26 protein-coding genes are annotated in these 24,369 nt (G+C 71.7%); 13 read left to right on the plus strand and 13 right to left on the minus strand.

The genetic code is table 11. From position 1 onward, the window contains the following. Positions 1-635 precede the first annotated feature (635 nt). Both VFV89_RS23935 and VFV89_RS23940 read right to left on the minus strand, forming a co-directional pair. Positions 636-1,169: a PH domain-containing protein gene (locus VFV89_RS23935; RefSeq protein WP_329708502.1), complete on the minus strand. Its 534-nt coding sequence runs from the start codon at positions 1,167-1,169 to the stop codon at positions 636-638. Between the two features lie 20 nt (positions 1,170-1,189). After that, complete coding sequence (locus tag VFV89_RS23940) at positions 1,190-1,351, minus strand: hypothetical protein (RefSeq protein ID WP_329708503.1); 162 nt, start codon at positions 1,349-1,351, stop codon at positions 1,190-1,192. A 306-nt stretch (positions 1,352-1,657) separates the two neighbouring features. Here VFV89_RS23940 and VFV89_RS23945 point away from each other — a divergent pair, with 306 nt between their 5' ends. After that, positions 1,658-1,867, plus strand: a complete 210-nt coding sequence (locus tag VFV89_RS23945; protein WP_329708504.1) for a hypothetical protein — start codon at positions 1,658-1,660, stop codon at positions 1,865-1,867. Here the strand turns inward: VFV89_RS23945 and VFV89_RS23950 are convergent. Continuing rightward, positions 1,860-2,663, minus strand: a complete 804-nt coding sequence (locus tag VFV89_RS23950) for a MerR family transcriptional regulator (RefSeq protein ID WP_329708505.1) — start codon at positions 2,661-2,663, stop codon at positions 1,860-1,862. The two genes, VFV89_RS23945 and VFV89_RS23950, sit on opposite strands and share 8 nt — an antisense overlap. Positions 2,664-2,770: 107 nt before the next feature. Here VFV89_RS23950 and VFV89_RS23955 point away from each other — a divergent pair, with 107 nt between their 5' ends. Further along, complete coding sequence (locus VFV89_RS23955; RefSeq protein WP_329708506.1) at positions 2,771-4,231, plus strand: MFS transporter; 1,461 nt, start codon at positions 2,771-2,773, stop codon at positions 4,229-4,231. On the opposite strand, the gene meaB is transcribed toward VFV89_RS23955, so the two are convergent. Continuing rightward, positions 4,189-5,151 (minus strand): methylmalonyl Co-A mutase-associated GTPase MeaB, encoded by a 963-nt coding sequence (gene meaB / locus VFV89_RS23960; protein WP_414690424.1) that lies wholly within the window; start codon positions 5,149-5,151, stop codon positions 4,189-4,191. The genes VFV89_RS23955 and meaB overlap by 43 nt on opposite strands. Before the next feature lie 39 nt (positions 5,152-5,190). Further along, the gene (locus VFV89_RS23965) at positions 5,191-6,387 is read right to left on the minus strand and encodes an acetyl-CoA C-acetyltransferase (protein ID WP_329708508.1); all 1,197 of its coding nucleotides are present in this window, start codon (positions 6,385-6,387) and stop codon (positions 5,191-5,193) included. 107 nt (positions 6,388-6,494) lie between these two features. Between VFV89_RS23965 and mce the strand changes: the two genes are divergently transcribed. The 6 genes from mce (at position 6,495) to VFV89_RS23995 (ending at position 12,044) form a co-directional block, all read left to right on the plus strand. Beyond that, positions 6,495-6,965, plus strand: coding sequence for a methylmalonyl-CoA epimerase (gene mce / locus VFV89_RS23970; protein WP_414690423.1), 471 nt, complete (start codon positions 6,495-6,497; stop codon positions 6,963-6,965). Positions 6,966-7,105: 140 nt separating this feature from the next. Further along, positions 7,106-8,455, plus strand: coding sequence for a crotonyl-CoA carboxylase/reductase (gene ccrA, locus VFV89_RS23975; protein ID WP_329708510.1), 1,350 nt, complete (start codon positions 7,106-7,108; stop codon positions 8,453-8,455). A 92-nt stretch (positions 8,456-8,547) separates the two neighbouring features. After that, complete coding sequence (locus tag VFV89_RS23980; RefSeq protein ID WP_329708511.1) at positions 8,548-9,969, plus strand: hypothetical protein; 1,422 nt, start codon at positions 8,548-8,550, stop codon at positions 9,967-9,969. 38 nt (positions 9,970-10,007) lie between these two features. Continuing rightward, positions 10,008-11,165, plus strand: coding sequence for an AI-2E family transporter (locus tag VFV89_RS23985; protein WP_329708512.1), 1,158 nt, complete (start codon positions 10,008-10,010; stop codon positions 11,163-11,165). A gap of 15 nt (positions 11,166-11,180) precedes the next feature. Then, complete coding sequence (locus VFV89_RS23990) at positions 11,181-11,468, plus strand: DUF1905 domain-containing protein (protein WP_329708513.1); 288 nt, start codon at positions 11,181-11,183, stop codon at positions 11,466-11,468. A gap of 264 nt (positions 11,469-11,732) precedes the next feature. Further along, positions 11,733-12,044, plus strand: a complete 312-nt coding sequence (locus VFV89_RS23995) for an STAS domain-containing protein (RefSeq protein WP_329708514.1) — start codon at positions 11,733-11,735, stop codon at positions 12,042-12,044. Positions 12,045-12,053: 9 nt separating this feature from the next. Here the strand turns inward: VFV89_RS23995 and VFV89_RS24000 are convergent, their stop codons facing one another. Beyond that, entirely contained in the window at positions 12,054-13,064 is a 1,011-nt protein-coding gene (locus VFV89_RS24000) for a DMT family transporter (protein WP_329708515.1), read from the minus strand. A 39-nt stretch (positions 13,065-13,103) separates the two neighbouring features. Between VFV89_RS24000 and VFV89_RS24005 the strand changes: the two genes are divergently transcribed. Next, positions 13,104-13,634 (plus strand): CGNR zinc finger domain-containing protein, encoded by a 531-nt coding sequence (locus tag VFV89_RS24005; RefSeq protein ID WP_329708516.1) that lies wholly within the window; start codon positions 13,104-13,106, stop codon positions 13,632-13,634. Between the two features lie 22 nt (positions 13,635-13,656). Here VFV89_RS24005 and VFV89_RS24010 read toward each other — a convergent pair whose 3' ends face one another. Together VFV89_RS24010 and VFV89_RS24015 are read right to left on the minus strand one after the other, a co-directional pair. Next, positions 13,657-14,463 carry an alpha/beta fold hydrolase gene (locus tag VFV89_RS24010; RefSeq protein ID WP_329708517.1) on the minus strand — a complete coding sequence of 269 codons (807 nt, stop codon included), beginning with the start codon at positions 14,461-14,463 and terminating at the stop codon, positions 13,657-13,659. A 45-nt stretch (positions 14,464-14,508) separates the two neighbouring features. Further along, complete coding sequence (locus tag VFV89_RS24015; RefSeq protein ID WP_329708518.1) at positions 14,509-15,306, minus strand: hypothetical protein; 798 nt, start codon at positions 15,304-15,306, stop codon at positions 14,509-14,511. Positions 15,307-15,329: 23 nt separating this feature from the next. On the opposite strand from VFV89_RS24015, the gene VFV89_RS24020 reads away from it, so the two are divergent. Beyond that, positions 15,330-16,517 (plus strand): DinB family protein, encoded by a 1,188-nt coding sequence (locus VFV89_RS24020; RefSeq protein WP_329708519.1) that lies wholly within the window; start codon positions 15,330-15,332, stop codon positions 16,515-16,517. A 9-nt stretch (positions 16,518-16,526) separates the two neighbouring features. Here the strand turns inward: VFV89_RS24020 and VFV89_RS24025 are convergent, their stop codons facing one another. Next, on the minus strand, positions 16,527-16,847 hold the full coding sequence (locus VFV89_RS24025) for a GlsB/YeaQ/YmgE family stress response membrane protein (protein ID WP_329708520.1): 321 nt from the start codon (positions 16,845-16,847) through the stop codon (positions 16,527-16,529). Positions 16,848-16,975: 128 nt separating this feature from the next. Between VFV89_RS24025 and VFV89_RS24030 the strand changes: the two genes are divergently transcribed. Next, positions 16,976-18,406, plus strand: coding sequence for a hypothetical protein (locus VFV89_RS24030; protein ID WP_329708521.1), 1,431 nt, complete (start codon positions 16,976-16,978; stop codon positions 18,404-18,406). A gap of 18 nt (positions 18,407-18,424) precedes the next feature. On the opposite strand, the gene VFV89_RS24035 is transcribed toward VFV89_RS24030, so the two are convergent. Next, positions 18,425-19,498, minus strand: coding sequence for an LLM class flavin-dependent oxidoreductase (locus VFV89_RS24035; RefSeq protein ID WP_329708522.1), 1,074 nt, complete (start codon positions 19,496-19,498; stop codon positions 18,425-18,427). Positions 19,499-19,653: 155 nt separating this feature from the next. Here VFV89_RS24035 and VFV89_RS24040 point away from each other — a divergent pair, with 155 nt between their 5' ends. Both VFV89_RS24040 and VFV89_RS24045 read left to right on the plus strand, forming a co-directional pair. After that, positions 19,654-20,670 (plus strand): alpha/beta fold hydrolase, encoded by a 1,017-nt coding sequence (locus VFV89_RS24040; protein WP_329708523.1) that lies wholly within the window; start codon positions 19,654-19,656, stop codon positions 20,668-20,670. Between the two features lie 65 nt (positions 20,671-20,735). Then, positions 20,736-21,980: a GNAT family N-acetyltransferase gene (locus VFV89_RS24045; RefSeq protein ID WP_329708524.1), complete on the plus strand. Its 1,245-nt coding sequence runs from the start codon at positions 20,736-20,738 to the stop codon at positions 21,978-21,980. 21 nt (positions 21,981-22,001) lie between these two features. Here VFV89_RS24045 and VFV89_RS24050 read toward each other — a convergent pair whose 3' ends face one another. The 3 genes from VFV89_RS24050 to VFV89_RS24060 form a co-directional block, all read right to left on the minus strand. Continuing rightward, complete coding sequence (locus VFV89_RS24050; protein ID WP_329708525.1) at positions 22,002-22,175, minus strand: hypothetical protein; 174 nt, start codon at positions 22,173-22,175, stop codon at positions 22,002-22,004. Between the two features lie 90 nt (positions 22,176-22,265). Continuing rightward, positions 22,266-23,771, minus strand: coding sequence for an MFS transporter (locus tag VFV89_RS24055; RefSeq protein ID WP_329708526.1), 1,506 nt, complete (start codon positions 23,769-23,771; stop codon positions 22,266-22,268). Positions 23,772-23,853: 82 nt separating this feature from the next. Continuing rightward, a partial coding sequence (locus VFV89_RS24060) for a hypothetical protein (protein ID WP_329708527.1) occupies positions 23,854-24,369 on the minus strand: 516 nt, incomplete at its 5' end.

A 24,369-nucleotide genomic window follows, 5' to 3' on the forward strand; every position in this document is an offset into this window, starting at 1 on the left:
GTACGTCGTCCGCTGTCACCACGGTCCGGACGCTAGTGGGGGCCGGGGACAGGGGTCGGGACAGGGGTCGGGACAGGGCAGCGGTGACCAATCAACCGCAGCCTGGCCGCGGGCGGTTGATCACCCACCGCCACCTCGGCAGGTCGGCGGGACACGCCGAGGCGCCGGTGGTCGGTGAACCCCTGGGCGGCTCAGACCGGTTGAAAGGTCACCGTTGCCCGGAGTGGGCGGCCACCCACCCGCGGAAGCGTCAGGAGAGACGAATTCCGGGTCTTGTGACTGATCCGTGGGTGGGCGGCCGCGCGCGTAGCAGGCCCGCACCCGCCGTCAAGCCCGGCATTTTGCCGAGGATTCCCGGCACCAGGTGCCGATTCCCCTCCGCGAACCCGCCGACCGGTGCTGGTGGTGCCCGCGCAGTGCAACGGCGCGGCGAAGCCCGCCGTTGTGCGCCGTATCACCGGATCGCGCGAGGCTCGCGGTCAAAGGACTGCCCAAGAATCCAGATCGGCGCGCCGCGCAGCGGGCGGGCGAAGCCCGATCCTTGACGGCGAGACGCGATCCGGTAGGCGCGCGGGCACCCACGGATGGGTCACAAGAGCCCGAATTCCGGTGACCGCCACCGGTGAGTTTCAGCGTCAGCGCTGGAACAGACGCCCGCCACGCAGGCCGCCTACCTGGACCACGCGCTGGATCTTCAGGTCGCGGTCGTCGGCGCGGCCGACGTACCTGATCTGCTTGAGCCCCTGGTCCTGGGCGGCGGACTCGAAGGTGAGGTGGCCGTAGCCCAGGATCCGGCCGAGGACCGGCTTGTCGACGGTGATGTCGAGGATCCGGTGCAGCGGCATCGTGGCGCGGTGCGTGGCCAGGACGCCGTGCAGCCGGAAGACCCGCATGTTGGTGACCACGAAGCACTCCCGACGTTCGCGGACCGTCACCCACGACGCGTGCAGGGCCAGCGCCATGCCGACCAGCACCAGCCAGCCACCGTGGTCGGCGGGCTGGATCAGGAAAGTGCCGATCACCATCAGCACGAACGCCAGCAGCAGCTCGAGCACGGGCAGCGTGTAGACGACCCAGTGCCGGCGCACCTCGTCGACGACGACCTCGTCCTCGTCACGCAGCAGGTAGCGGCCGACGTCGGGCTCGGTGATCCGCGCGAGCATGCTCATCTCGTCGTCCTAGGCGCCGGTCAGAGGTCGCCGAGGAACTCGATGACCGAGTTGAACAGCTGCTCCCCCCAGTCGCCGATCGAGTCGCTGCTCGACTGGGTGAAGTTGGCCAGGCCGTGGGGGTCGGTGAACATCCAGAAGCCGAAGAAGACGACGACGGCGGCGAGCACGCCCTTGTTCATGACAGTTCCTGTCGCGCTGGGGAAGGAGCACGGTACGAGCCCCTTGTTACCAGAGTTGCCACTGGGGCGACAGGGCGGCGCGCCGGGTCACCCGTTCTCGGCGCGTGGCAGCCGCGGGCGTGGAACCTGGACACGGGGCACACGGACGTTCGGGGGCCGATGGCCACCCAGCCGGATCATTTCGACCCCAGTGCGGTCTAGACGCAGGTGTGTTCGCGATGACTCGGCAGTCGCGGTGTCGTTGAATGCGGCGACGCGTCTTCCCCCCGCGCGTCATCCCCCGGCGAGAAATGTGGGTCTCCCCGAATGGCCATGCAAAGCTCATCGTTCGTCCTGCTCTACGCCAGCCTGGCGCGTGCCCCCCAGTACGCCATGACCCTGGCGTCCCGGATGGCCGCCACCGCCTTCGAGGCCCGTGACCTCGACGGCGTCCAGCGGTGGACCAACTGCTACGCCGAGCTCCGGCCGATCTTCGGCGACCTGAAGGACGACCTGCCGGTCGCCCGCGTCAGCTGACCGGCCAGCAGACCTCCGTGGTGTGCGCGAGGAGGTCGTCCTCGTCACCGGTCGGCAGGTAACGCTCGGTGACCGGCCCGTCCGCCGCGATGGCCCGGTCGAGCACGGCGCGGCCCACGGCCGAGTAGGCACCGTCGAGGTCGACCATCGGTCCGTCGTGCAGCGCCACGGCGCAGCGCCCGGCCGGCCGGGTGACCGCCTCGACACGCCCGGCCAGTGACGGCACCCGGTCCACGGGCACGAACGCCACCAGCTCGGCGGCTCCGTCGGTGAAGAACTCGGTCGGGAACTCCGCGCCGTCGGGCCCGGTCCGCGTGATCCCGGCGGTCCGCAGCAGCCGGTGCAGCTCGGTGAACGCCTCGATCCACCACGAGACGGTGCTGTCGCCGTCGACCTTGCCGCGGATCGCGATCACCAGCTGCGCCGGCTCGTCGCGGTAGGTCACGGCGACCTCCTCGCCCTCACCGGACAGCATCCGGCGCAGCGAGTCCACGGTGTCCTGGACCTGGTCGAGCTGCTTGCTCATCCGGTCGAGGTGCTCGACCATCACGGCGTTCCGGGTGGCGTCGTCGGGGGCGCTCAGCACCGTGCGGACGTCGTCGACCGGCAGGTCGAGGTCGCGCAGCCTCCGGATCAACCGGGCGTCCGCCACCTGCTCGAGCCGGTAGTAGCGGTAGCCGCTGCTCGGGTCGGTCCGCGCCGGCTCGAGCAGCCCCACCTGCTGGTAGTGGCGCAGCGCCTTCACCGTCAGGAAGGTCATCCGCGAGAAGTCACCGATGCTCAACAGCTCGGTCATGGCCTCAACCTCATGTGCTCCAGCCTGCACTCTCCCCCTGGGGGAGACTCCAGCGGCCCGGGAACGGTGTTGACCCTCCCGCTGCGGGAGGCCGGAGAACGGTCCCCATGAACGTTGAAACCACCTCCGGAGACACCACCTTCCGGCGCGGACCACTGGCGGTCATGCTGACCGGGATCTTCCTGATCGTCCTCGACTTCTTCGTCGTGAACGTCGCCCTGCCGTCGGTGCAGAGCGACCTCGACGCCGACGCGACCGCGCTGCAGTGGCTGGTCGCCGGCTACGCACTCACCTTCGGCGGGCTGCTGCTCGTGTCCAGCCGGATCGCCGACCGATGGGGCCGGCGCCGGATGTTCGTGCTCGGGACGGGCCTGTTCGTGCTGAGCTCGGCGCTCTGCGGCTTCGCCCCGAACGTCGACACGCTGCTGGTCGCGCGGCTCGTGCAAGGCGCGGCAGCCGCGATGGTCGGGCCCACCGTGCTGTCGCTGATCGGTGATGTGTACGCCGGCCCGCAGCGGATCCGTGCCCTTGGCGCCTACGCCACCGTGATGGGCGTCGCGGCCGCCTCCGGGCAGCTCGTCGGCGGGCTGCTGATCCACCTGGACATCGCCGGCTCGGGCTGGCGGTCGATCTTCCTGGTCAACGTCCCGATCGGGATCGCCGCGCTGGTCGCCGCCCCGCGGCTCCTGCCCGACAGCCGCGTCGCCACTCCTCGCCCCGACATGCTCGAGACCGTGCTCGTCGTCGGCACGCTCACCGCGCTGGTGCTGCCGCTGGTGCAGGGTCAGAGCCAGGGCTGGCCTGCGTGGACCTGGATCACCCTCGGTGCGGCCGCCCTGCTCGCCGTCCTCGCGGGCTACCGCGGGACCGCCCTGCGTCGCCGCGGGGTGGCGCCCCTGGTCGACGTCACGCCGATGCGCAGCCGTGCGGTCGGTGCCGGGCAGCTCGGACAGTTCCTGCTGTTCACCGGCATGGCGGCGTACTTCCTGGTGCTGGCGCTCTACCTCCAGGACGGCCGCGGGCTCGGCCCGCTGGCGTCCGGCACCGTCTTCACGATGGTGGCGCTCCCCTACATGGCCGGCACCCGCTCGGCGGCCGTCGTGCTCGGGCGGCTCGGCGCCCGGACCGGCATCACCCTCGCCGCGCTGGCCTTCGGGGCCGGCCACGCGCTGCTGCTGGCTGCGATGGCGGAGGTCGGCACCGGTGGCTCGGTGCTCTGGCTGGTCCCCGGGCTGGCGCTCGGCGGGTTCGGCATGGGCGTGACGCTGTCGGGGCTGGTCGGGATCGTGATGGCCTCGGTCCAGCCCGAGCAGGCCGGCACCGTCTCCGGGACGTCGTCCACGCTGCAGCAGGTCGCCAACGCCCTGGGCGTGGCCCTGGTCGGGATCGTCTTCTTCGGCCGGCTCGAGCACGGCATGGTCGGCGCCTTCGAGGCCAGCCTGGTCTACCTGGTCGCCACGACGGTGGCGGTCGCCGTCGCCGCGGCGTTCCTGCCGGGGAGGCCCAGGCAGGTCCCCGCGGAGGCTCAGGAGCCCGCGGTCGCGACCAGCTCGTCGGCAGCCGCGTAGGGATCCTTCGCACCGGCCACGACGGCCTCGGCGAGCGCGTCGAGGCCGTCGTGGCTGCTCACGTCCTCCCAGCGGGTGCGCAGGGCCGCGACCGCGATGGCCTCGATCTCCTCGCGGGCCCGTCTGGTGCGGCGCCGCAGGAGCTCGCCGGTCTCCTCCAGCCAGGCCCGGTGTCGGTCGAGCTCCCGCGCCAGCTCGTCGAGGCCACGCCCGGACTGGGCGACGGTCATGACGACAGGCGGTTTCCAGGCGCCCTCGGGCCGGTCACCCAGGGCGATGGCCGAGCGGAGCTCGCGACGCACCTGCTCGGCGCCGTCGCGGTCGGCCTTGTTGACGGCGTACACGTCGCCGATCTCCAGGATCCCGGCCTTGGCGGCCTGGATGCCGTCCCCGGCACCGGGCGCCATCAGCACCACGGTGGTGTCGGCCAGCCCGGCGATCTCGACCTCGCTCTGGCCGACACCGACCGTCTCGACGACGACCACGTCGCAGCCCGCGGCGTCGAGCACCCGCAGGGCCTGCGGTGTGGTCCAGGAGAGCCCGCCCAGGTGGCCCCGCGAGGCCATGGACCGGATGTAGACGCCGGGATCGGTCGCGTGGTCCTGCATCCGGACCCGGTCGCCCAGCAGCGCGCCGCCGCTGAACGGCGAGGACGGGTCCACGGCGAGCACGCCGACCCGCCGGCGGGGTTTCCGGAGCTCGGTGACCAGGGCGTTGGTGGTCGTGGACTTGCCGACGCCCGGCGACCCGGTGATGCCGACGACGTGGGCGTGGCCCGCGTGCGGCACCAGCGCCGCCATCACCTCGCGGAGCTGAGGGGAGCCGTCCTCGACCATCGAGACCAGCCGCGCCACCGCCCGGGCCTCACCGGCCCGGGCGCGGGCGACCAGGTCTGTGGGGTCCTCGGGCCCCTTCTTCAGCACAGCGGGACGCGGACGATCACTCCCACCGACCGTCCGTCAGCCCTTCGGGACGCGGACGATCAGGGCGTCGCCCTGGCCGCCACCGCCGCACAGCGCCGCGGCGCCGACGCCCCCACCGCGGCGCTTGAGCTCGAGGGCCAGGCTCAGCACGATCCGGGTTCCGGACATGCCGACCGGGTGCCCGAGCGCGATCGCACCGCCGTTCACGTTGACCTTCTCGGAGTCGATGCCGAGGGCTCGCGTCGACTCGATGCCGACCGCGGCGAACGCCTCGTTGAACTCCACCAGGTCGAGGTCCGCGACGCCGATCCCCTCCTTGTCGAGGGCCTTCCGGGTGGCGTTGGCAGGCTGCATCTGGAGCGAGCTGTCGGGGCCGGCCACCATGCCGTGCGCGCCGATCTCGGCCAGCCACTCCAGGCCGAGCTCCTCGGCCTTGGCCTTGCTCATCACGACGACCGCGGCCGCGCCGTCGGAGATCTGCGACGCGGAGCCCGCGGTGATGGTCCCCTCCTTGCCGAAGGCCGGGGGCAGCTTGGCGAGCGACTCGACGGTGGTGTCGCCGCGGACGCCCTCGTCGGTGCTGACCACGACCGGGTCGCCGCGGCGCTGCGGCACCGAGACGGGCACGACCTCGTCGTCGAACAGCCCGTTCTTCCACGCCGCGGCGGCGCGCTGGTGGGACTGCGCGGCGAAGGCGTCCTGCTCCTCGCGGGTGAGCTTGACCCCCTCGGCGTTCACCTGCTCGGTGAGCCCGCCCATGGCCTGCTGGGTGACCTGGTCGTAGAGCGCGTCGTAGGCCATCGAGTCGACGAGCTTCACATCACCGAACTTGATGCCCTCGCGCGACTTCGGCAGGAAGTGCGGAGCGTTGGTCATCGACTCCATGCCGCCCGCGACCACGATCTCGACCTCGCCGGCACGGATCAACTGGTCGGCCATCGCGATGGCGTTGAGCCCCGAGAGGCAGACCTTGTTGATCGTGATCGACGGCATGGACTGCGGGAGCCCGGCCGCGATGCCCGCGGAGCGGGCGGGGTTCTGCCCCGCGCCGGCCAGGATGACCTGGCCCATGATCAGGTAGTCGACCTGCTCCGGCCGGACCCCGGCCTTCTCCAGCGCGCCCTTGATGGCGACGCCGCCCAGGTCGGCCGCAGAGAGGTCCTTGAGCCCTCCGAGCAGACGTCCGATCGGCGTACGGGCCCCGGCGACGATGACCGAAGGGTTGTGGGACATTGGAGAACCTCCACGTGGCCTTGTGCGTCTCGACGTGACGAAGAACTCGCCACGGATGCTGGTATCGACCTTACTTCGCAGGTTAGTGCTCTGTAACCATGCCCAGCATGACCTCGGACACGTCCGACCTCTTCGCGGCCATCGACCACGTGGGCGTCGCGGTGCCCGACCTGGACGCGGCCATCGCGTTCTACGAGGACACCTACGGCATGCGGCTGGTGCACCAGGAGGTCAACGAGGAGCAGGGGGTCCGTGAGGCGATGATGGCGGTCGGCGACTCCGGCTCCTGCATCCAGCTGCTGGCGCCACTCACCGGGGAGTCGACGATCGCGAAGTTCCTCGACCGCTCCGGGCCGGGCATGCAGCAGCTGGCCTACCGGGTCGCCGACCTCGACGTCGTCAGCGCCACGCTCCGCGAACGCGGGCTCCGGCTGTTGTACGACGAGCCACGCCGCGGCACCGCGGGCTCACGGGTCAACTTCATCCACCCCAAGGACGCCGGCGGTGTGCTGGTCGAGCTGGTGGAGCCCGCAGCCGTCCGCGAGGAACGAGCGGACGGCGTCGCGGGCGAAGGTTGAGCGAGCGTCGCGACTCAGGGACGAAGTCGCGACAGACGATTCGAAACCACCGCAGCCAGCGCTGGGACCTCACCTCCGCCGTACGTCGAATGAGTCACAAGCAGTCGAAGCCGACCACTACCGACAGGTAACTTCTGGCCATGCAGCAGATCCTCGACGCCATCCTCGCGGCCGAAGACGGACAGGCACCTGCTCCCGAGGAGTTCGCCGCCCTCGAGCTGCCGGAGTCCTACCGCGCCGCCACCGTGCACAAGGACGAGGTCGCGCTGTTCGAGGGGATGGAGTCCACGGACAAGGACCCCCGCAAGTCGCTGCACGTCGAGGAGGTGGCACTCCCCGAGCTCGGGCCGGGTGAGGCCCTGGTCGCGGTGATGGCCTCGGCGATCAACTACAACACCGTCTGGACCTCGATCTTCGAGCCGGTGCCGACCTTCGGCTTCCTGGAGCGCTACGGCCGGCTCTCCCCCTTGGCCAAGCGGCACGACCTCCCCTACCACGTGGTCGGCTCCGACCTCGCCGGCGTCGTGCTGAAGACCGGGCCCGGGGTGCACCTCTGGAAGCCGGGCACCGAGGTGGTCGCCCACTGCCTCTCGGTCGAGCTGGAGCATCCCGACGGGCACAACGACACGATGCTCGACCCCGAGCAGCGGATCTGGGGCTTCGAGACCAACTTCGGCGGCCTGGCCGACATCGCGCTGGTCAAGGCCAACCAGCTGATGCCCAAGCCGGCGCACCTGACCTGGGAGGAGGCCGCCTCCCCGGGCCTGGTCAACTGCACGGCGTACCGCCAGCTGGTGAGCAAGAACGGCGGCGACATGAAGCAGGGCGACAACGTCTTGATCTGGGGTGCCTCGGGCGGGCTGGGCGGTTTCGCCACGCAGTACGCGCTCAATGGCGGCGCCCAGCCGGTGTGCGTGGTCTCCAGCGAGGACAAGGCCGACATCGTCCGGTCGATGGGCGCCGAGCTGGTGATCAACCGGACCGAGGAGGACTACCGGTTCTGGAAGGACCCCCACACCCAGGACCCGAGCGAGTGGAAGCGGTTCGGCGCGCGGATCCGCGAGCTCACCGGCGGTGAGGACATCGACATCGTCTTCGAGCACCCGGGCCGGGAGACCTTCGGCGCCTCGGTCTATGTCACCCGCAAGGGTGGCACCATCACCACCTGCGCCTCGACCAGCGGCTACCTGCACGAGTACGACAACCGCTACCTGTGGATGAACCTCAAGCGGATCGTCTCCAGCCACTTCGCCAACTACCGCGAGTCGTGGGAGGCCAACCGGCTCATCGCCAAGGGGAAGATCCACCCCACCCTGTCGCGGACCTACCCGCTGGAGGACGTCGGCCAGGCCGCGCTGGACGTCCACCACAACCTCCACCAGGGCAAGGTCGGCGTGCTGTGCCTCGCTCCGCGGGAGGGGCTGGGGGTGCGGGACCCCGAGTTCCGGGCCCGCCACGAGGACGCGATCAACCGGTTCCGCGGAGTCTGAGAGCCCGGACAGGACCGGGTGTGCCAAACGCGGGCCGATCATGGAGGATGGGCGCGTCCGCGCCTCTCCATGCCGAAGGAGCTCGTCCCCCCATGAGCAACCAGGACCAGGGTCTGTCCATCTTCGACGACGACGAGGAGTCGGGCTCCACGAAGGACGGTCCGGTCTCGGAGTCCGTCGAGTCCGATGCCGAGAAGACGAAGGTGATCCCCGCGGTCGCCAAGGACGACGTCGTCACCGAGGACGCCGAGGACGCCGAGGACACTGACGACACTGAGGACACCGACGACGCCGAGGACGCCGAGGACGCCGGTGACACCGACGACACCGGCACCGGGAAGCCCGGCGCAGCCGATGTGATCGATGACGGTGACGGTGCGGCGGGTGCCGACGAGAAGCCGGCGGTCGCAGCAGCGGCCGCGGCGGCCAAGCCCGCCCCGGAGCCGACGCGGCAGGTGCCGGTCCAGCAGCCCCCGCAGGCCCGGCCGGTGATCCCGCCGGCCGCCGCGGCGCGGCCCCTCCCGCCGCTGCCCACGGTCCGCCGCGGCGGCTACGACAAGGAGGCCGTCGACGCGCGGCTGCGCCAGCTCGCAGCCGACCACGTCGAGCTGAGCCAGCAGGCGGCTCGGGCCCAGGCCCGGATCGACGAGCTGGAGGCGACGCTCAACGAGGCGCGCCACCAGATCGCCGAGGTCCAGGAGCCGTCGTACGCCAGCCTGGGCGGCCGGGCGAGCGCGATGCTGCGGCTGGCCGAGGAGGAGGCCGCCGAGATGCGGGCCGTCGCCCAGCGGGACGCCGACGAGATCCGTGAGCAGGCCGCCCGCGACGCCCAGGCCATCAAGGCCGACGCGACCCGGGAGGCCGAGGACCTGCGGATCGTGCACACCAAGGAGCTCGACGACCACCGCGCCCGGGTGATGACCGAGGCCGAGCAGGAGCGGAGCACCGCCAAGAGCGAGGCCGCCGACCTCCTCGCCGGCGCCGAGCGCGAGGCGAGCCAGCTTCGGCTGGCCGCCCAGCAGGAGGTCAACGAGCTGCGCACCGGCGCCCAGCGCGAGGCCGAGCAGCTGCGGGCCGGCGTGGACCGCGAGGTCCAGGAGGCCCGTCGGATGCTGGCCGTCGATCGCGAGCGGCTGGCCCGCGAGGCCTCGGACCACCACGCCAGTGCCCTGGCCGAGACCAAGCGACTGGTGGAGGAGGCCGAGGCGCGCGCGACCTCGGCCGAGGAGCGCGCCAAGGAGGCGGTCCAGCAGGCCTCGCAGGTGCGGACGGCCGCCCAGACCGAGGCCGAGGGCATCCTCACCCGCGCCAAGCGGGAGGCCGACCAGATCATCAAGGCGGCCAACACCCAGGCCGACTCCATCATCGCCAGCGGCGACGCCGAGCAGGAGCGCCAGGTGTCCGTGCTGCGGGCCGAGGTGGACCGGCTGGCCAAGCGCCGCGACGCGATCACCGCCCAGCTCGCCTCGTTGCGAGACGTCGTCGCAGGCTTCGGCGACGACGAGGACGCCTGAGCCCGCCGAACAGGACACCGACAGGGCACCGGGCGGTCGTGACGAAGGAGATGGCGGACCCGCCCGCCTCCAAGAAGCCCGAGCAGCTCGACGACGGCGATCCGTCCGAGACCGACGACCAGGGTGCGGTCGGCGGTCCGGGCTACCTCGGTGAGCCCGGTCCCCCGCTCGACCACAAGGCGCCCTTCTACGTCGGGTTCGTCGGTGCCACCGGTGCGCTCGTCGCCTACTGGCTGCTGACGAACATCGCCGCGATCGGCTCCACGCTGATCCTGATCGTGGTCTCGCTGTTCCTGGCCGCGGGGCTCAACCCCGCGGTGTCGTTCTTCGAGCACCGCGGGCTGAGGCGCGCGTACGCCGTCATCGTCGTCACCGCATGCGTGCTGATCGCGGTCGCACTGTTCGTGGTCGCGATCGTCCCGGTGATCACCGACCAGGTGCGGGCGATCACCGACCAGGCCCCGGACTGGCTGGACCGGCTCCAGCACAACAAGACGGTCCAGGACCTCGACGACGAGTACGACATCATCGACAAGATCCGCTCCTACGTCACCGGCGGTGACTTCGTCGGGACCTTGTTCGGCGGCGCGCTCGGCATCGGGCTGGCGGTGCTCGGAGCGCTGTTCAACGCGTTCGTCGTGCTGGTGCTGACGCTCTACTTCCTCTCCTCGCTCACGATGACCAAGGGCGCGTTCTACCGCCTCGCTCCCGCCTCCCGCCGCGACCGGGTCACCCGCCTCGGCGACCGGATCATCGAGAGCGTCGGCGGCTACGTCTCCGGAGCGTTCATCGTCGCGCTCTGCGCCGGCCTGTCGTCGCTGGTCTTCCTGTTCATCGTCGGGCTCGGCAAGTACGCCGTCGCGCTGGCGTTCGTCGTCTTCCTCCTCGACGTGATCCCCATGATCGGCGCCACGATCGGCGCCTTCGTGGTCACCGCGATCGCCTTCGCCGAGGACCCGAAGATCGGCGTGATCTGCATCGCGTTCTACATCTTCTACCAGCAGTTCGAGAACTACGTGATCTACCCCCGGGTGATGTCGAAGTCCGTCGACGTCCCGGGCGCGGTCACCGTCATCGCCGCCCTCGTCGGCGCCGCGCTGCTCGGCGTCGTGGGCGCGCTCCTCGCGATCCCGACCGCCGCCGCGGTCCTGATGCTCACCCGAGAGGTGTTCGTGCGCCGCCAGGACGCGCGCTGACCCGCCGCTGACATCATGGAGATCGAGTTCACCGACACGGTCTTCGAGTGGCGCGGCCCGGCGCCCTACCACTTCGTCCGGGTACCCGAGGACGACGCGCTGGTGATCCAGGACGTCGCCGCCGCGGTCACCTACGGCTGGGGGATGATCCCGGTCTCGGTCACCATCGGCGGGACCACGATGACCACGGCGCTGTGGCCCAAGGACGGGTCCTACTACGTCCCGCTGAAGGACAGGCTGCGGGACGCCGAAGGCGTCGGGCTCGGCGACGTGGTCACGGTCCGACTGCGGATCGACGTGTGACGGCCCGAGCATCCCGATGAAGGCGTGCAGGGTCGTCTGCAGCCCGTTCTGCGACCACAGCGCCATCCCCTCGTCGGTGAGCCTGCACGTAGCCGTCACCGAGCTTCGCGGTGCCCGGGTCGACATCTGCGCCGAGCCGGACGTAGGAAGCCGGGGGCGGGTCCGGGTCCAGCTGCTGCCCACAGCCCACGAAAAGTGCGCTCGGCCGGCAGCCCACCCCGTGGGGCGGTCCGGTGGCGGCGGAGCCCGGGTTAGGGTGCGGCTGTGACGGAGGACCCTTTCACCTACGATCTCGCCCCGGACCGCGACGTGATCACCCTGCACGGCGAGCTGGACGAAGTCGCGAGCGTCGAGCTGCGTGAGGTGCTGACCAAGGTCACCGACGAGTTCTCGAGCGACCTTGCCATCGACCTCGAGCACGTGACGTTCATGCCGAGCCCCGCAATCGGCGTCCTGGCCAGCTCGCGCGAGAAGGCGCGGCGCAACGGAGCGACGATGCGCTTCGTGGCCCCCGACGGGACCATCGCGGCGCGGCTGCTCACGATCTGCGGGCTCGAGTACGCCGAGTCGCTCTAGCAGACTCTCCTAGGCAGCCGGTTCGAGAGCCGGCTCAGCGGGGGTCGGCGCGGTCACCGAGTTCTCCCCCAGCTTGACCGCCACCACGCCCGCGAGGATCAACAGGCCACCGACCAGCTGGGCGGCTCCCGGCAGCTCGTGGAGCAGCAGCCAGGCCCAGGCGACGCTGGAGACCACCTCGAGCAGGGCCACGAACGACGCGAGCCGCGAGCCGAGCCGCCGGCCCGCCGCGATGCCGGCGACGTAGGCGAGCGCGGCCGAGACCAGGCCGACCGCGACCAGCGGGGCCCACCACGGCACCTCGGTGTCGGCGTACGTCGTGGCAGCCGTGGACGCGTGCAGCGGAAGCAGGCCGACGACCCCGAGGACGCCGAGCACCAGGGCACCCGCGGTCAGGCCGCCCCACGCCAGCACCAGCGGCGGGAGCCCGTTGTCCTCGTCGGCGCTGATGATGAAGTAGGTCGCGCAGCCCACCATCGCGCCCAGCGCCCACAGGACACCGGTGACGCTGAGGTCGGCACCCGAGACCAGGTCGAGCACCAGCACCAGCCCGAGCGCAGCCAGGGCTGCCCCGGCCAGCGTCATCCGGCCGGGTCGCTGCCCGTGCCGCAGCCACAGGTAGACCACGATCACCGCCGGCGCGGTGAACTCGATGAGGATCGCCGGACCCACCTGCATGTGCTGGACCGCCGAGAAGTAGCAGAACTGCGCACCGGCGACCGCGATGGCGCCGTAGGCCGTGAGCAGCCCCAGGTTGCGCCGCAGCAGGTGCCAGCGGCCTCGCAGGGCGGCCAGGCCGAACGGCGTCAGCACCGCGGCCGCCAGCCCGACACGCACCAGCGTGATCGACCCGGCGCTCCAGCCGGTGTCGAGGAGACCGCGGGCCAGCGCTCCGGCCATCCCGAACGAGAGCGCCGAGACGACCGCGAACGCCAGCCCCGCGGAGAGCCGAGCCCGGGCTGCGGCCGCGACGCCGGTGGGGGTGGCGTCGAAGGTGCCGTCATGGGTCATCGTGCTCATGATTCATGACGTTACGGGACCGTGAGGTAATCTGTCAACGTGGTATTCACCCATGACACCGAGGTGGCTCTCCAGGCCGCGGTCACGCTGGTCAACAGCGCCGAGGACCCGGACACCCTGACCTCGGTGGCCGACCTCGACCGGATCTGGGAGGAGTTCTCCTACACCGGCCGGCACGACGGCACCCGGGCCGAGCTGGACGCCGTCCGTGCCCTCCGGCCGCGGCTGCGCCGGCTGCTCACCGCCGACCGCGACGGTGCGGTCGAGATGGTCAACCAGATGCTGAGCGAGGCCCGCGCGGTGCCCCGGCTCGTCCGGCACGACACCTTCGACTGGCACATCCACGCCACCGCGCCCGACGAGCCACTGGAGAGGCGGATCCAGGTCGAGACGGCGATGGCGATGATCGACGTGATCCGCGCCGACGAGATGTCCCGGCTGGCCATCTGCGACGACGACACCTGCCAGTCGGTGGTGCTCGACCTGTCCCGCAACCGCTCCAAGCGGTTCTGCTCGACCACCTGCGGCAACCGCAACGCCGTCGCGGCCTACCGCGCCCGCCAGCGGTAGCCCGGCCGCGCGTCTCGCGACCTCAGTCGCCGAGGAACCGCGTCAGCACCTCGGCGAAGACCTCGGGCTGCTCGCTGTGGACCCAGTGCCCGGCGCCCTTCACGGTCACCCGGCGGTTGCGCGGGAACCAGCGGTCCATCGCCGCGGCGTAGTCCTCGCGCACGTAGCCGGAGTCCGCGCCGCCCACCCACAGCACCGGGCCGTCGTACGGCGCGTAGCTGGCCAGGGCGCCCTCGGGCCAGTCGGTCACCGCGTCGAGGTCGCGACCGAGCAGCTCGAGGTTGGGCTGCCAGCGCCAGGTCGCGGCCTCCCCGACACCCTCGTGGCGCAGGTTCTGCAGCAGGAAGCCGCGCACGGTCGGGTCCGGCACGGCCTCGCGGAGCGCCTCGTCGGCCTGCGACCGCCGCTCGAGGCCGTCGAGGTCGAGGCCGCGCATCGCGGTGATGTAGCGCTCGAACTCGGTCGCGTGGTCGTAGGGCACCGGCGCGACGTCCACCACGACCAGCCGCTGCACGAGCTCGGCGTGCCCCAGCGCCACCAGCATCGCGATCTTGCCGCCCATGGAGTGGCCGACGAGCGCGACGGGGTCGTCCGCGGTGAGCAGGTCGGCGACCTGGTCGGCCGCGGTGAGGTAGTCGAAGCGGTCGCTCCACGGCGAGCGTCCGTGGTCGGGCATGTCCACCAGCGTCACCCGGTGCCGGCCGGCGAGCTGCTTGGCGATGGCCGTGAAGTTGCGGCCCTGGCCGAACAGGCCGTGGCAGAAGACGACCCGGCTGCCCGACTCCCCCAGCTCCGTGGTGTGCAGCGGCTCCGCCACGGTCAGCACCACCGGCGCACGCCGGCCCGTCCCGCGATCACCACCCGACCTTAGAGGTCAGAAGTCGAACCCGCCGAAGTCGCCACCGAAGTCGCCCCCGCCGAAGTCGCCCCCGCCGGCGTCGCCACCCGCGTCGCCACCCGCGTCTCCATCCGCGTCACCGGCGTCGCCGCCGTCGTACCCGTCGCCCCAGCCGAACCCGCCGTCCAGCAACGAGCCCACGAGCAGCCCGGTGAACAGCAGGTTCATGCCGCCCCCGAAGTAGCCGGCGGCGTACGGCGCGTAGGCCGGCCCGCCCTGGTAATAGGGCATCCGCTGGGCGCCGACCATCACCTGCCGGGTGTCCGGCTCGGCCCCGGCGCGGACCCGTTCGGCGTCGAGCGCGCAGGCAGGCACCTGGCGCGTGGTGCCTCCGGGCGGCGTCCACTCGACGTCGGCGACCGACAGCCCGTGGCGGGGGTCGAAGAAGCACGGCGGACGGCGCGTGGGCAGCGGCTCGCCCGCCACCCGGGCCCGCACGCAGGCGATCGCGTAGCGGCCGTCCTCGAGGATCTCGGTCACGTGCCGGACCTGGTCGGGCTCGGTGATCCGGTCCGCCGACAGCTTGGCGGACTCATAGGCGTCGAGCGCCCGCTGGTAGTCGGCCCGGGCGCCCGCGTCGAGCTCGCGGCCGGTCAGCTCGGCGTCGAGGTCCTGGAGGTCGGTGCCCAGAGCGGTGACGTCCTCGAAGGCCAGCTTCCGGACCGGCTCCAGCTCGGCCTGCCGCTGCTCGAGCTGGCGCTCCTTGCCGCGACGGCTGGCCGCCACCGCGGCGACGACCAGGGCGACCAGGACGAGGACGACGAGCCACTCCATGGGTCGAGCGTACGGTCGGGGCCATGACCGACCCGTCCTGGAACCAGCTGCTGCGCGACCAGCTCGAGTGGCATTGGGACAACCAGCTCAGGCCGCGGTTGGAGGAGCTCACCGACGACGAGCTCGCCTGGCAGCAGGGCGAGGAGGTCCCGACCATCCAGTGGCGGCTCGACCACGTCATCTGGACGCTGGCCGACCGGTCCGCCCGTCACTTCGGACGCGACCCCGTCGCCGAGGAGACCTACCCGTTCTCCCCCACGGCCGACGGCACGCTCGAGCTGCTGGACCAGGAGTACGCCACCTGGCTCGCCGGGGTCCGCTCGCTCGGTGAGGAGGGGCTGCTCCTACCGTGCGGACCGGGCGAAGGCCCGTGGCACGCCTCGCCGAAGGCCGCGATCATCACCCACGTCCACAAGGAGGTCATCCACCACGGGGCCGAGGTCGCGCTCCTCCGGGACCTCTACGCCGTCCGCTCGCTCCGGGGTGCGCGGCTGGTCGAGCGGGACCTGCGCGACGCGCGGTTCGTCAGCTGTGGCCTGTCCGGCGTCGTGATGCGTGGCGTCGACGTGCAAGGGATGCAGGTCGACGCTCCGTGGCTCCTGGAGGACGACGAGGGCTCCCTGGTCGTCAACGACGTCGACGTCGCCCCCTATGTCGACGCCGAGCTCGACCGGCGCTTCCCGGGCCGGGCGCAGCGACGGGCGGCCGACCCCGACGGCCTGAGGGCGGCGTGGGCAGCCCTCGAGAGCACCTGGGCCGCAACGGTCGAACGCGCGGGGTCCCTACCAGCCGGCGTCGTTGACGAGTCGGTGGACGGCGAGTGGTCGTTCGCCCAGACGCTGCGCCACCTCGTCCTGGCCACCGACATGTGGCTGGGCCGGGCGGTCCTCGGAGTGGAGCAGCCGTTCCACCCCCTGGGCCTCAGGGACGACAGCCTCGACGAGGAGGAGGGCTTCGACACGTCCGTGTTCGCGACGGACCCACCGACGTACGCCGAGGTGCTGGCGGCCCGCGCGGATCGGCAGGCGATGGTCCGCGACTTCCTGGCCGGTGTGACCTCGGAGGAGCTGGCGACTCAGCGGGCGAACCCCCACGAGCCCGACCGGCCGGCGACGACCCTCAGCTGCCTCCACGTGATCCTCGAGGAGGAGTGGGAGCACCATCGCTTCGCGGTCCGTGACCTCGCGGTGATCGAGGCGCGGGTCCCCTGACCGGACCGGTCAGCGTGGGTGGGACCGGCGCGGGTCTCCCGACCGCCTGGCCGCGCGCTCCGCGGCGGTGTGCTTGGTGTTGCGGCTGTCCCACCAGCGCCAGGCCGCCGTCACGATGGTCGCGCCGGCCAGGGAGCCGATGATGCCGCTCGGCCGCAGGTCGAGGCCGTCGCCGGACAGCAGGCTGATCAGGAGTCCCCCGACGAACGAGCCCACGAGGCCGGACGCGAACGCCATCGGCCAGTCGATGCGCCCACGGGACCGCCCCAGGATCAGCTGTGCACCGGCTCCGATGAGCATGCCGAACAGGATGATGGCGAGGATGAGCATGCGCAGAGACTAGAGCGTGTCCGCCCCGCAAGGATCCCGGCCGATCCGGGACTCGGGGCCCATGTCGAGGGACACCACCCGGTAGCAGCCTCACGGGCAACGACCCCCACTCGTGAGAGCAGAGGCCCGTGCCCCGGAAGATCATCCTCTTCGAGCTCAACGAAGTTCCCTGGCGCATCGTCGACGACCACGTGGCCCGGTCGCCGGACGGCGTCCTGGCGACCGTGCTGCGCCGGTCCCGCCAGTACGTCACCGTCGCTCCCGACTCCGGGCACCTGTCCCCGTGGCGCACCTGGCCGTCGCTCCACCGGGGCGTCCCCGACGACCAGCACCTGATCAGCGACCTGGGCCAGGACCGCGCTGCCGCTGACGAGGCCTACCCGCCGGTGTGGACCCTGCTCCAGGCGCACGGTGCGAGCGTCGGGGTGTGCTGCTCGCTCCACTCCTCCCCCCCGCCGGCCGACATGGAGTCGTATGCGTTCTACCTCCCCGACGCGTTCGCGGCGGACGACCGGGCGCACCCCCGCGTGCTCTCGAGGTTCCAGGCGTTCAACCTCGCGATGACCCGCTCGTCGGCGCGCAACGTCGACAGGTCGATCTCCTGGCCCGACGCGGCCCGCGTGCTGGGCTCTTCACCTGCCCTCGGCATCCGTCCGCAGACCTACGCCGCGGTCGCGGCACAGCTCGTTGCGGAGCGGCGCCGGCCCTATCGGCGGTCCCGGCGCCGCACGCTGCAGTCGGTGCTTGCCCTCGACGTCTTCATGCGGCAGCTGAAGCGGACCAGGCCCGACTTCAGCACCTTCTTCAGCAACCACGTCGCGTCGTCGATGCATCGCTACTGGGCGGCCGCCTACCCGGCCGACTACGCCGACCTCGGCCTGGACGACCAGTGGCTGGCGACGTACCGCGACGAGGTGCCGTTTGCGATGGGCGCCGCCGAGCGGATGCTCGGCCGGCTCGTCGCGTTTGCCGACGCGCATCCGGACTACCAGGTCTGGACCGCGTCGAGCATGGGGCAGGGCGCGACGATGGCCCGGAGCCTCGAGACCGCGGTCTACCTCGTGGACCTCGCCGCCTTCATGCGGCGCCTCGAGATCCCCGACGGCGCGTGGCAGCCGCGGCCCGCGATGCTTCCCCAGACCAACGTGGCGATCACCGACGACCTGGCCGACGCCTTCGAGCAACGGCTCTCGGAGCTGCGCCTGGGCGGCAAGCCGCTGCACCACCGACGCGACGGCGGCTTCTTCGCGATGGACTTCGGGCACGCGAACCTGCACGATCGGCCGACGCCCGTGAGGTACCAGGGCAAGCGCCACCCGCTGGCCGAGCTCGGGTTGAAGGCGGTCGAGATCGAGGACCGCTCCGGCACCACGGCCTACCACGTGCCCGAAGGCGTGCTCTTCGTCTACGACCCCCGGCGCGACGCCTCGCCGGCGGACCTGGTCGCCGGTCGTCCGCGGATCTCGACGCTCGAGATCGCACCCGCGCTGCTGGAGGCGTTCGGCGCGCCCCGGCCCGACTACATGGCCCCGGTCAGCCTCGACGGCGTGGCCGGATGACCGCAGCCGCACCCGGGCTCAGAAGTCGGCGGGCTCCACGCCGAGCAGCTCTCGCACCCGCGGGACCACGCGGGTGCCGTAGAGCCGGATCGACTCCATGCGGAGCTCGTGCGGCAGCCCCCCGACGGCGTACTTGAGTTGGAACCGCGACAGGCCCACCGTCCGCATCGCCCACGCGATCTTCTGGGCCACCGTCTCCGGGGAGCCGACGAAGATCGAGCCGGTCGGTCCGGCGTTGGCGTCGAACTGCTCGCGCGTGTAGGGACCCCAGCCGCGCTCGCGGCCGATCCGGGTGAAGGAGTCGGACTGGTAGGGGAACATCTGCTCGCGGGCCTCCTCGTCGGTGGCCGCGACGTGACCCGGGCTGTGCATCGAGACCGGCCGGAGCGGGTGGCCGTAGTGCTCCAGCGCGCGGTGGTAGAGCTCCACCAGCGGCACGAACCGCTCGGGCGAGCCGCCGATGACGGCGACCACGAGGGGCAGCCCGTACGACGCGGCGCGCACCACCGACTCCGGCGTACCGCCGTCGCCCACCCAGAGCGCGAGCCCCTGCTCGGTCTTGGGGAACAGCTCGACCTCCTCCAGCGGCGGCCGGACCGTGCCCTGCCAGCTGACCGGCTTCTCCTCCAGCAGGGCGACGAGCAGCTGGAGCTTCTCGGCGAAAAGCACCTCGTAGTCCTCGAGCGACAGGCCGAACAGCGGGAAGGACTCGGTGAACGAGCCGCGGCCCGCGGTGATCTCCGCCCGCCCGCGAGAGACGGCGTCGAGGGTGGCGAACCGCTCGAAGACCCGCACCGGCTCGTCCGAGCTCAGCACCGTCACCGAGGTGCCGAGCTGGATCCGGCGGGTGCGGCCGGCGATCGCGGCCAGCAGCACGTCGGGCGCGCTGATCGCGAAGTCCGGCCGGTGGTGCTCGCCGACGCCGAAGAAGTCGAGCCCGATGCTGTCGGCCAGCACGGCCTCCTCGACCACCTGGCGGAGTGCGACCGCGTGGTGGACGGGCGTGCCGTCCTCGTCCTTCTCCAGGTCACCGAAGGTGTCGAGCCCGAAGGTCGGACGCTCCGGGCTGCCCAGCCGGCTCAGATCGACCACCTGCTGAGCGTAGGGCGTGACCGTGGGCTCTGGGCGGCCCCGACGGCGGGATAGTCCCAGACCTTCCCAACATGACTTGCGCGGTAGGACGGTTGGGAACGTCTGGGACTATCCCGGCGGGCGGATCGAGGCGAGCCAGGGCGGATGATGGTCCCGTGGAGCAGCGGCTGTTCGAGACGCGGCTGTCCGACGGCACCCGGGTCGCGTACGCCGCGGTCGGCCGCGGACCGGTGCTCCTGCACGCGCCCGGGTGGCTGACCCACCTCGAGCACGGGTGGACGATCCCGCAGGAGCGGGCGTTCTACGAGCGGCTGGCGCGTGGCCGCACGCTGGTCCGCTACGACCGGCCGGGCTGCGGCCTGTCCGACCGGGAGCCGCACCGGCCGCCCTCGCTCGACCTGGAGGCCGAGATCGTCGGCGCGGTGGCGGACGCGGTCGGGGCCGAGCGGGTCGAGCTGTTCGGGGCCTCGCTGGGCGTCGCCGCCGCCGTGGCGTGGGCCGCGGCGAACCCGGCTCGGGTCTCGAGGCTGGTGCTCTACGGCGGCTGGGCCCGCGGCTCCGAGCTGGGCACGCCCGAGGTGCGCGAGCAGGTGCTCGGCCTGGTCGAGGCCCACTGGGGCCTCGGCTCCGGCGTCCTCGCCGACATCTTCGCGCCCAGCGCGGACCCCACGACGCAAGCGGCCTTCGCGGACTACCAGCGGGCCGCGGCCGAGCCGGCCACGGTCCGGGCCCTCCTCGAGCTGGCGCACGCCCTCGACCTGACCGGCCTCCTGCCGCAGATCAGCGCCCCGACGCTGGTCGTCCAGCGCGAGCAGGACCGGGCCGCGCCGTACGCCCAGGCCGAGGAGCTCGCAGCCGGGATCCGCCGCGCCCGGCTGGTCGGGCTCCCGGGTCGTGACCACCTGCCCTACATCGGCGACGCCGACGCGCTCGTCGACACCGTCCGGCGCTTCCTCGGCCTCTCGGCGAGCAGGTCACCCGGCGGGGTGCTGACGCCGCGCCAGCGGGAGGTGGCGGCGCTGGTCGCCCAGGGGCTGAGCAACCGCGAGATCGCGGACCGGCTCGTGATCACCGAGCGGTCGGCCGAGTCGCACGTGGAACGGATCCGGATCCGTCTGGGGTTCCGGTCCCGGGCCCAGGTCGCGGCCTGGGTGGCGCGCGGAGGGTCCTAGGCACACCCCGTAGTGCGGTAGTTCCACGGCTGCCGCCGAACCGCTTCTGACGCGACGCTCGAGGCATGCGTCGCGCCTACTCCCTGACCTGCTACGTCTCGTTCTGGCTCGCCACCGCCTGGGCCGTCCTGTTCCTGACCGACGTGGGCCCGGTGCCGACGATCGACGGCCGCACCGGAACGCCGGCCGCGACGGCCGTCGCGCTCGACCTGGCCCTGCTGCTGCTCTTCGCCGTGCAGCACACGGTGATGGCACGGGTCGGGGCCAAGCGCCGGCTCGCCCGCTGGCTCGACGAGCGTGCGGAGCGCAGCACCTTCGTCCTGGCCTCGAGCGGCTGTCTGGCCCTGCTGTTCTGGCAGTGGCGGGCGCTGCCGGAGTCGCTCGTGCAGGTGTCCGCAGAGCCCGCCCGGGCGGCGCTCTGGGCCATCTGCGCGGCCGGGTGGTGCCTGGCCCTCGCCGCCACGGTGCCCGCCGGCCACCTGGAGTTCCTCGGGGTCCGTCCCGAGCGGGACGGCGGGCTGGTCGTCGACGGGCTCTACTCGTGGGCCCGGCACCCGATGATGCTGGGGCTGCTCGTCGCCTTCTGGGTCACTCCGGACCTCACGGTGGGTCACGCGCTGTTCGCCGCGGCCGCGACGGCCTACGTGTTCGTCGGCATCCGCTTCGAGGAGCGGGACCTGCGGCGCCGGTTCGGCGCGGCGTACGACGACTACGCCCGGCAGGTGCCCGCGGTGCTCCCCCGCCCCGGGCGCCGGCCGACGCCGGCCGGGGCCCAGCACACGTCGCGGGCCCCGCGTCGTCGACTGGCGTGCGTGGCCGAGCCGCACATCCGGGCGGGCCGCCGCGCCGACCGGGCACTGCTGAGCGAGTTCCTCTCCGCCCTGTCGCCCGCGTCGTCGTACGCCCGGTTCCTCACCGGCCGCACGAGCAGCCCGTCGAGCGGGCTCCTGAACGCGCTGCTTCCCGACCGACCACGCGGCGGCGCGCTGCTCGCCTTCCTCGGGGACGAGCTGGTCGGCCACGGGCTCTGGGTGCGGACGACCGATCCCACGGTGGCCGAGATCGCGGTCGTGGTCGCCGACAGGCACCAGCGTCGCGGGATCGGTACGGCGCTCGCGCGCGCCGTGATGGAGGACCTGGCCGCGCACGGCGTCGACGACATCGAGGTCTTCAGCACCAGCGGCAACCGGGCCGTCGCCCGGATGGTCGCCCGTGCGGCACCGGACGCCCGGCGGGAGCTGGACGGACCGATCACGACGTTCTCCTTCGCGGTCGCCGGCCGGCGCCAGGAGCTGCCGCGCAGCGCGTGAGCCCGGAGACCCGCGTGAAAGCTAGACCGCGGCCAGCCTTCCGTCCGACGTCTCATGGGCCAGCCCGTCGTTGAGCACGAAGGTCAGCGCGCGCTCGAACCGGTCGTGCTCCCAGTACGGCGCGCCGACCAGCTCGGCCAGCCGTCCGGGTTCCTGGGGACCATTGACCTCCAAGGCCCGGACGATCTGGCCCATCTCGTGAAAGGTGTGACGGTCGCGCTTGCGCTCGCTGCTGGCGGGAGGTGGCGGCATCGGCATGACGTGTCTTCTTTCGGTTGAGGGAGGTCAGGTGGTCGCCGGCTGCGACGTCGCGCCCGTTCCGGGGCCACCGGCGTCCATGTCCGCCTCGGAGTCCTCGGCGGTGAGCGGGGTGGCGATGTCCTCCAGCGACTGCCCCTCGGCCTTCACGCCGAGGAAGGCCTCGACGATCCCACCGATGATCATCAGCGCCGCACCGACGAAGTAGCCGATGGCGATGACGGTGATGTCCTTCTCGGCCGAGCCCTTGTCGATCAGCCAGCCGAAGAACAGCGGACCGGAGATACCGCCGGCGGCGGTCCCGATCGCGTAGAAGAACGCGATGCACAGCGCCCGGGTCTCCATGGGGAAGACCTCACTGGCAGTGAGGTAGGCCGCGCTGGCCCCTGCGGACGCCAGGAAGAAGATGATGCAACCCATCAGCGTGAGCGTGATCGCGGTGAGGCTGCCGAGCATCACCCCGGTCACCGCCAGCAGGACGCCGGAGGCGACGTAGGTGAAAGTGATCATCTTGACCCTGCCCAGCGAGTCGAACAGCGGGCTGAGCAGCAGCGCGCCGAGGAAGTTGCTGAGCGCGAAGACCGCGATGTACCAGCCGACCTGCTTGACGTCGAGGAAGGTCGAGAGGGTGTCGCCGTAGGTGAAGAAGAAGGCGTTGTAGAGGAACGCCTGGCCCACGAAGAGCGAGAAGCAGAGCACGGTGCGCTTCGGGTACATCGTGAAGACCGTGCGGGCGATGAGCCCCATGCCGATCGACTTCCGCTGGCGCACGGTGATCTTCTTGTCCACCGTCTCCAGCTGCTTGCCGGAGTCCTCGCTCACCGTGTGCTCGATGTCGCGGACGATCTCCTCGGCGTCGTCCTCCCGGCCGTGGATGAACAGCCAGCGCGGGCTCTCGGGGACGTTGCGCCGGACGATCAGGATGCCGACCGCCAGGATCGCGCCCAGGCCGAAGGCCAGCCGCCAGCCCCATTCCTGGTTGATCACGGTGGGGTCGAGCAGCGGGATGGTCAGCAGCGCACCGCCGGCGGCGCCGACCCAGAACGAGCCGTTGATGGCGATGTCGACCCGGCCGCGATAGTGCTTCGGGATCAGCTCGTCGATGGCCGAGTTGATGGCGGCGTACTCACCACCGATGCCGGTGCCGGTGAAGAACCGCGCGACGAAGTACCACGTCGGGTTCATCGAGAACGCCGTGAGAACGGTCGCGCACGCGTACACCGCGAGGGTCACCAGGAACAGCTTCTTCCGGCCCAGCCGGTCGGTGAGCTGTCCGAAGAACAGCGCGCCCACGCAGGCTCCGGCGACGTATGCCGCGCCGGCGAAGCCGATCTGAGAGCTGCTCATGCCGAGGCCGGTGTCCGGGGACTTGAGGGCGTCGGACATCGAGCCGACGATCGTGACCTCGAGACCGTCGAGGATCCACACGGTGCCCAGGCCGATCAGCACCATCCAGTGCCACTTCGTCCACGGCAGCCGGTCCATGCGGGCGGGAATGTCGGTGGTGATCCGCCCAGTTTCGACTGTGCTCATCTCCCTGCCTCCTGGGTGCAGAAGTTGCGGGGAGGTTTCCCAAGCCACTGACAATTATGCGGAATTCGGGAACCACTCGGGTTCAGCCGACGTACGTCGGTGACCGCAGAGGGGCCCGGTCGCCCGGGACGAGACGCCAGCGACCGGGTGGGCTGAGCACGTAGTGGTCGCCCCCGGTGGTGGTCACCCTGACCTGCTCGGGCTCGGGGGACGCGGCCATGGCGACGGCCCTGCCGAAGAGGACGTCGCTGTCCTCGAGCAGTGCGCCGGACGCCCGCTGGCCGTCGACGGGCACCGCGAGGACACGGCTGCTCACCCGGTCGGGACGCACCAGCACCGCCAGCGTGGTGGTGTCGCGCCAGCCCAGGTCGACCAGGCCGCGCAGCTGGGCGCCGGTCTGGACCGTGCCGGTGGACCGCAGCCCCAGCGGCTTGCCCGCGGTGTCGGGCGAGCGCAGCACGCGGGCCATCAGCAGCCGGCTGCCGCCGCCCGGGCGGCTGATCGCCATCACCAGCCGGGTGCCGTCGCGCGACATGGCCGCTGCCCTGACCTCGCGCCCGAGGGCGGCAGGCGCGTCCCACCTCAGCCGCACGACCTT

Origin of the sequence: Nocardioides sp. (assembly GCF_036274455.1) — a bacterium.
Taxonomy (GTDB): domain Bacteria; phylum Actinomycetota; class Actinomycetes; order Propionibacteriales; family Nocardioidaceae; genus Nocardioides.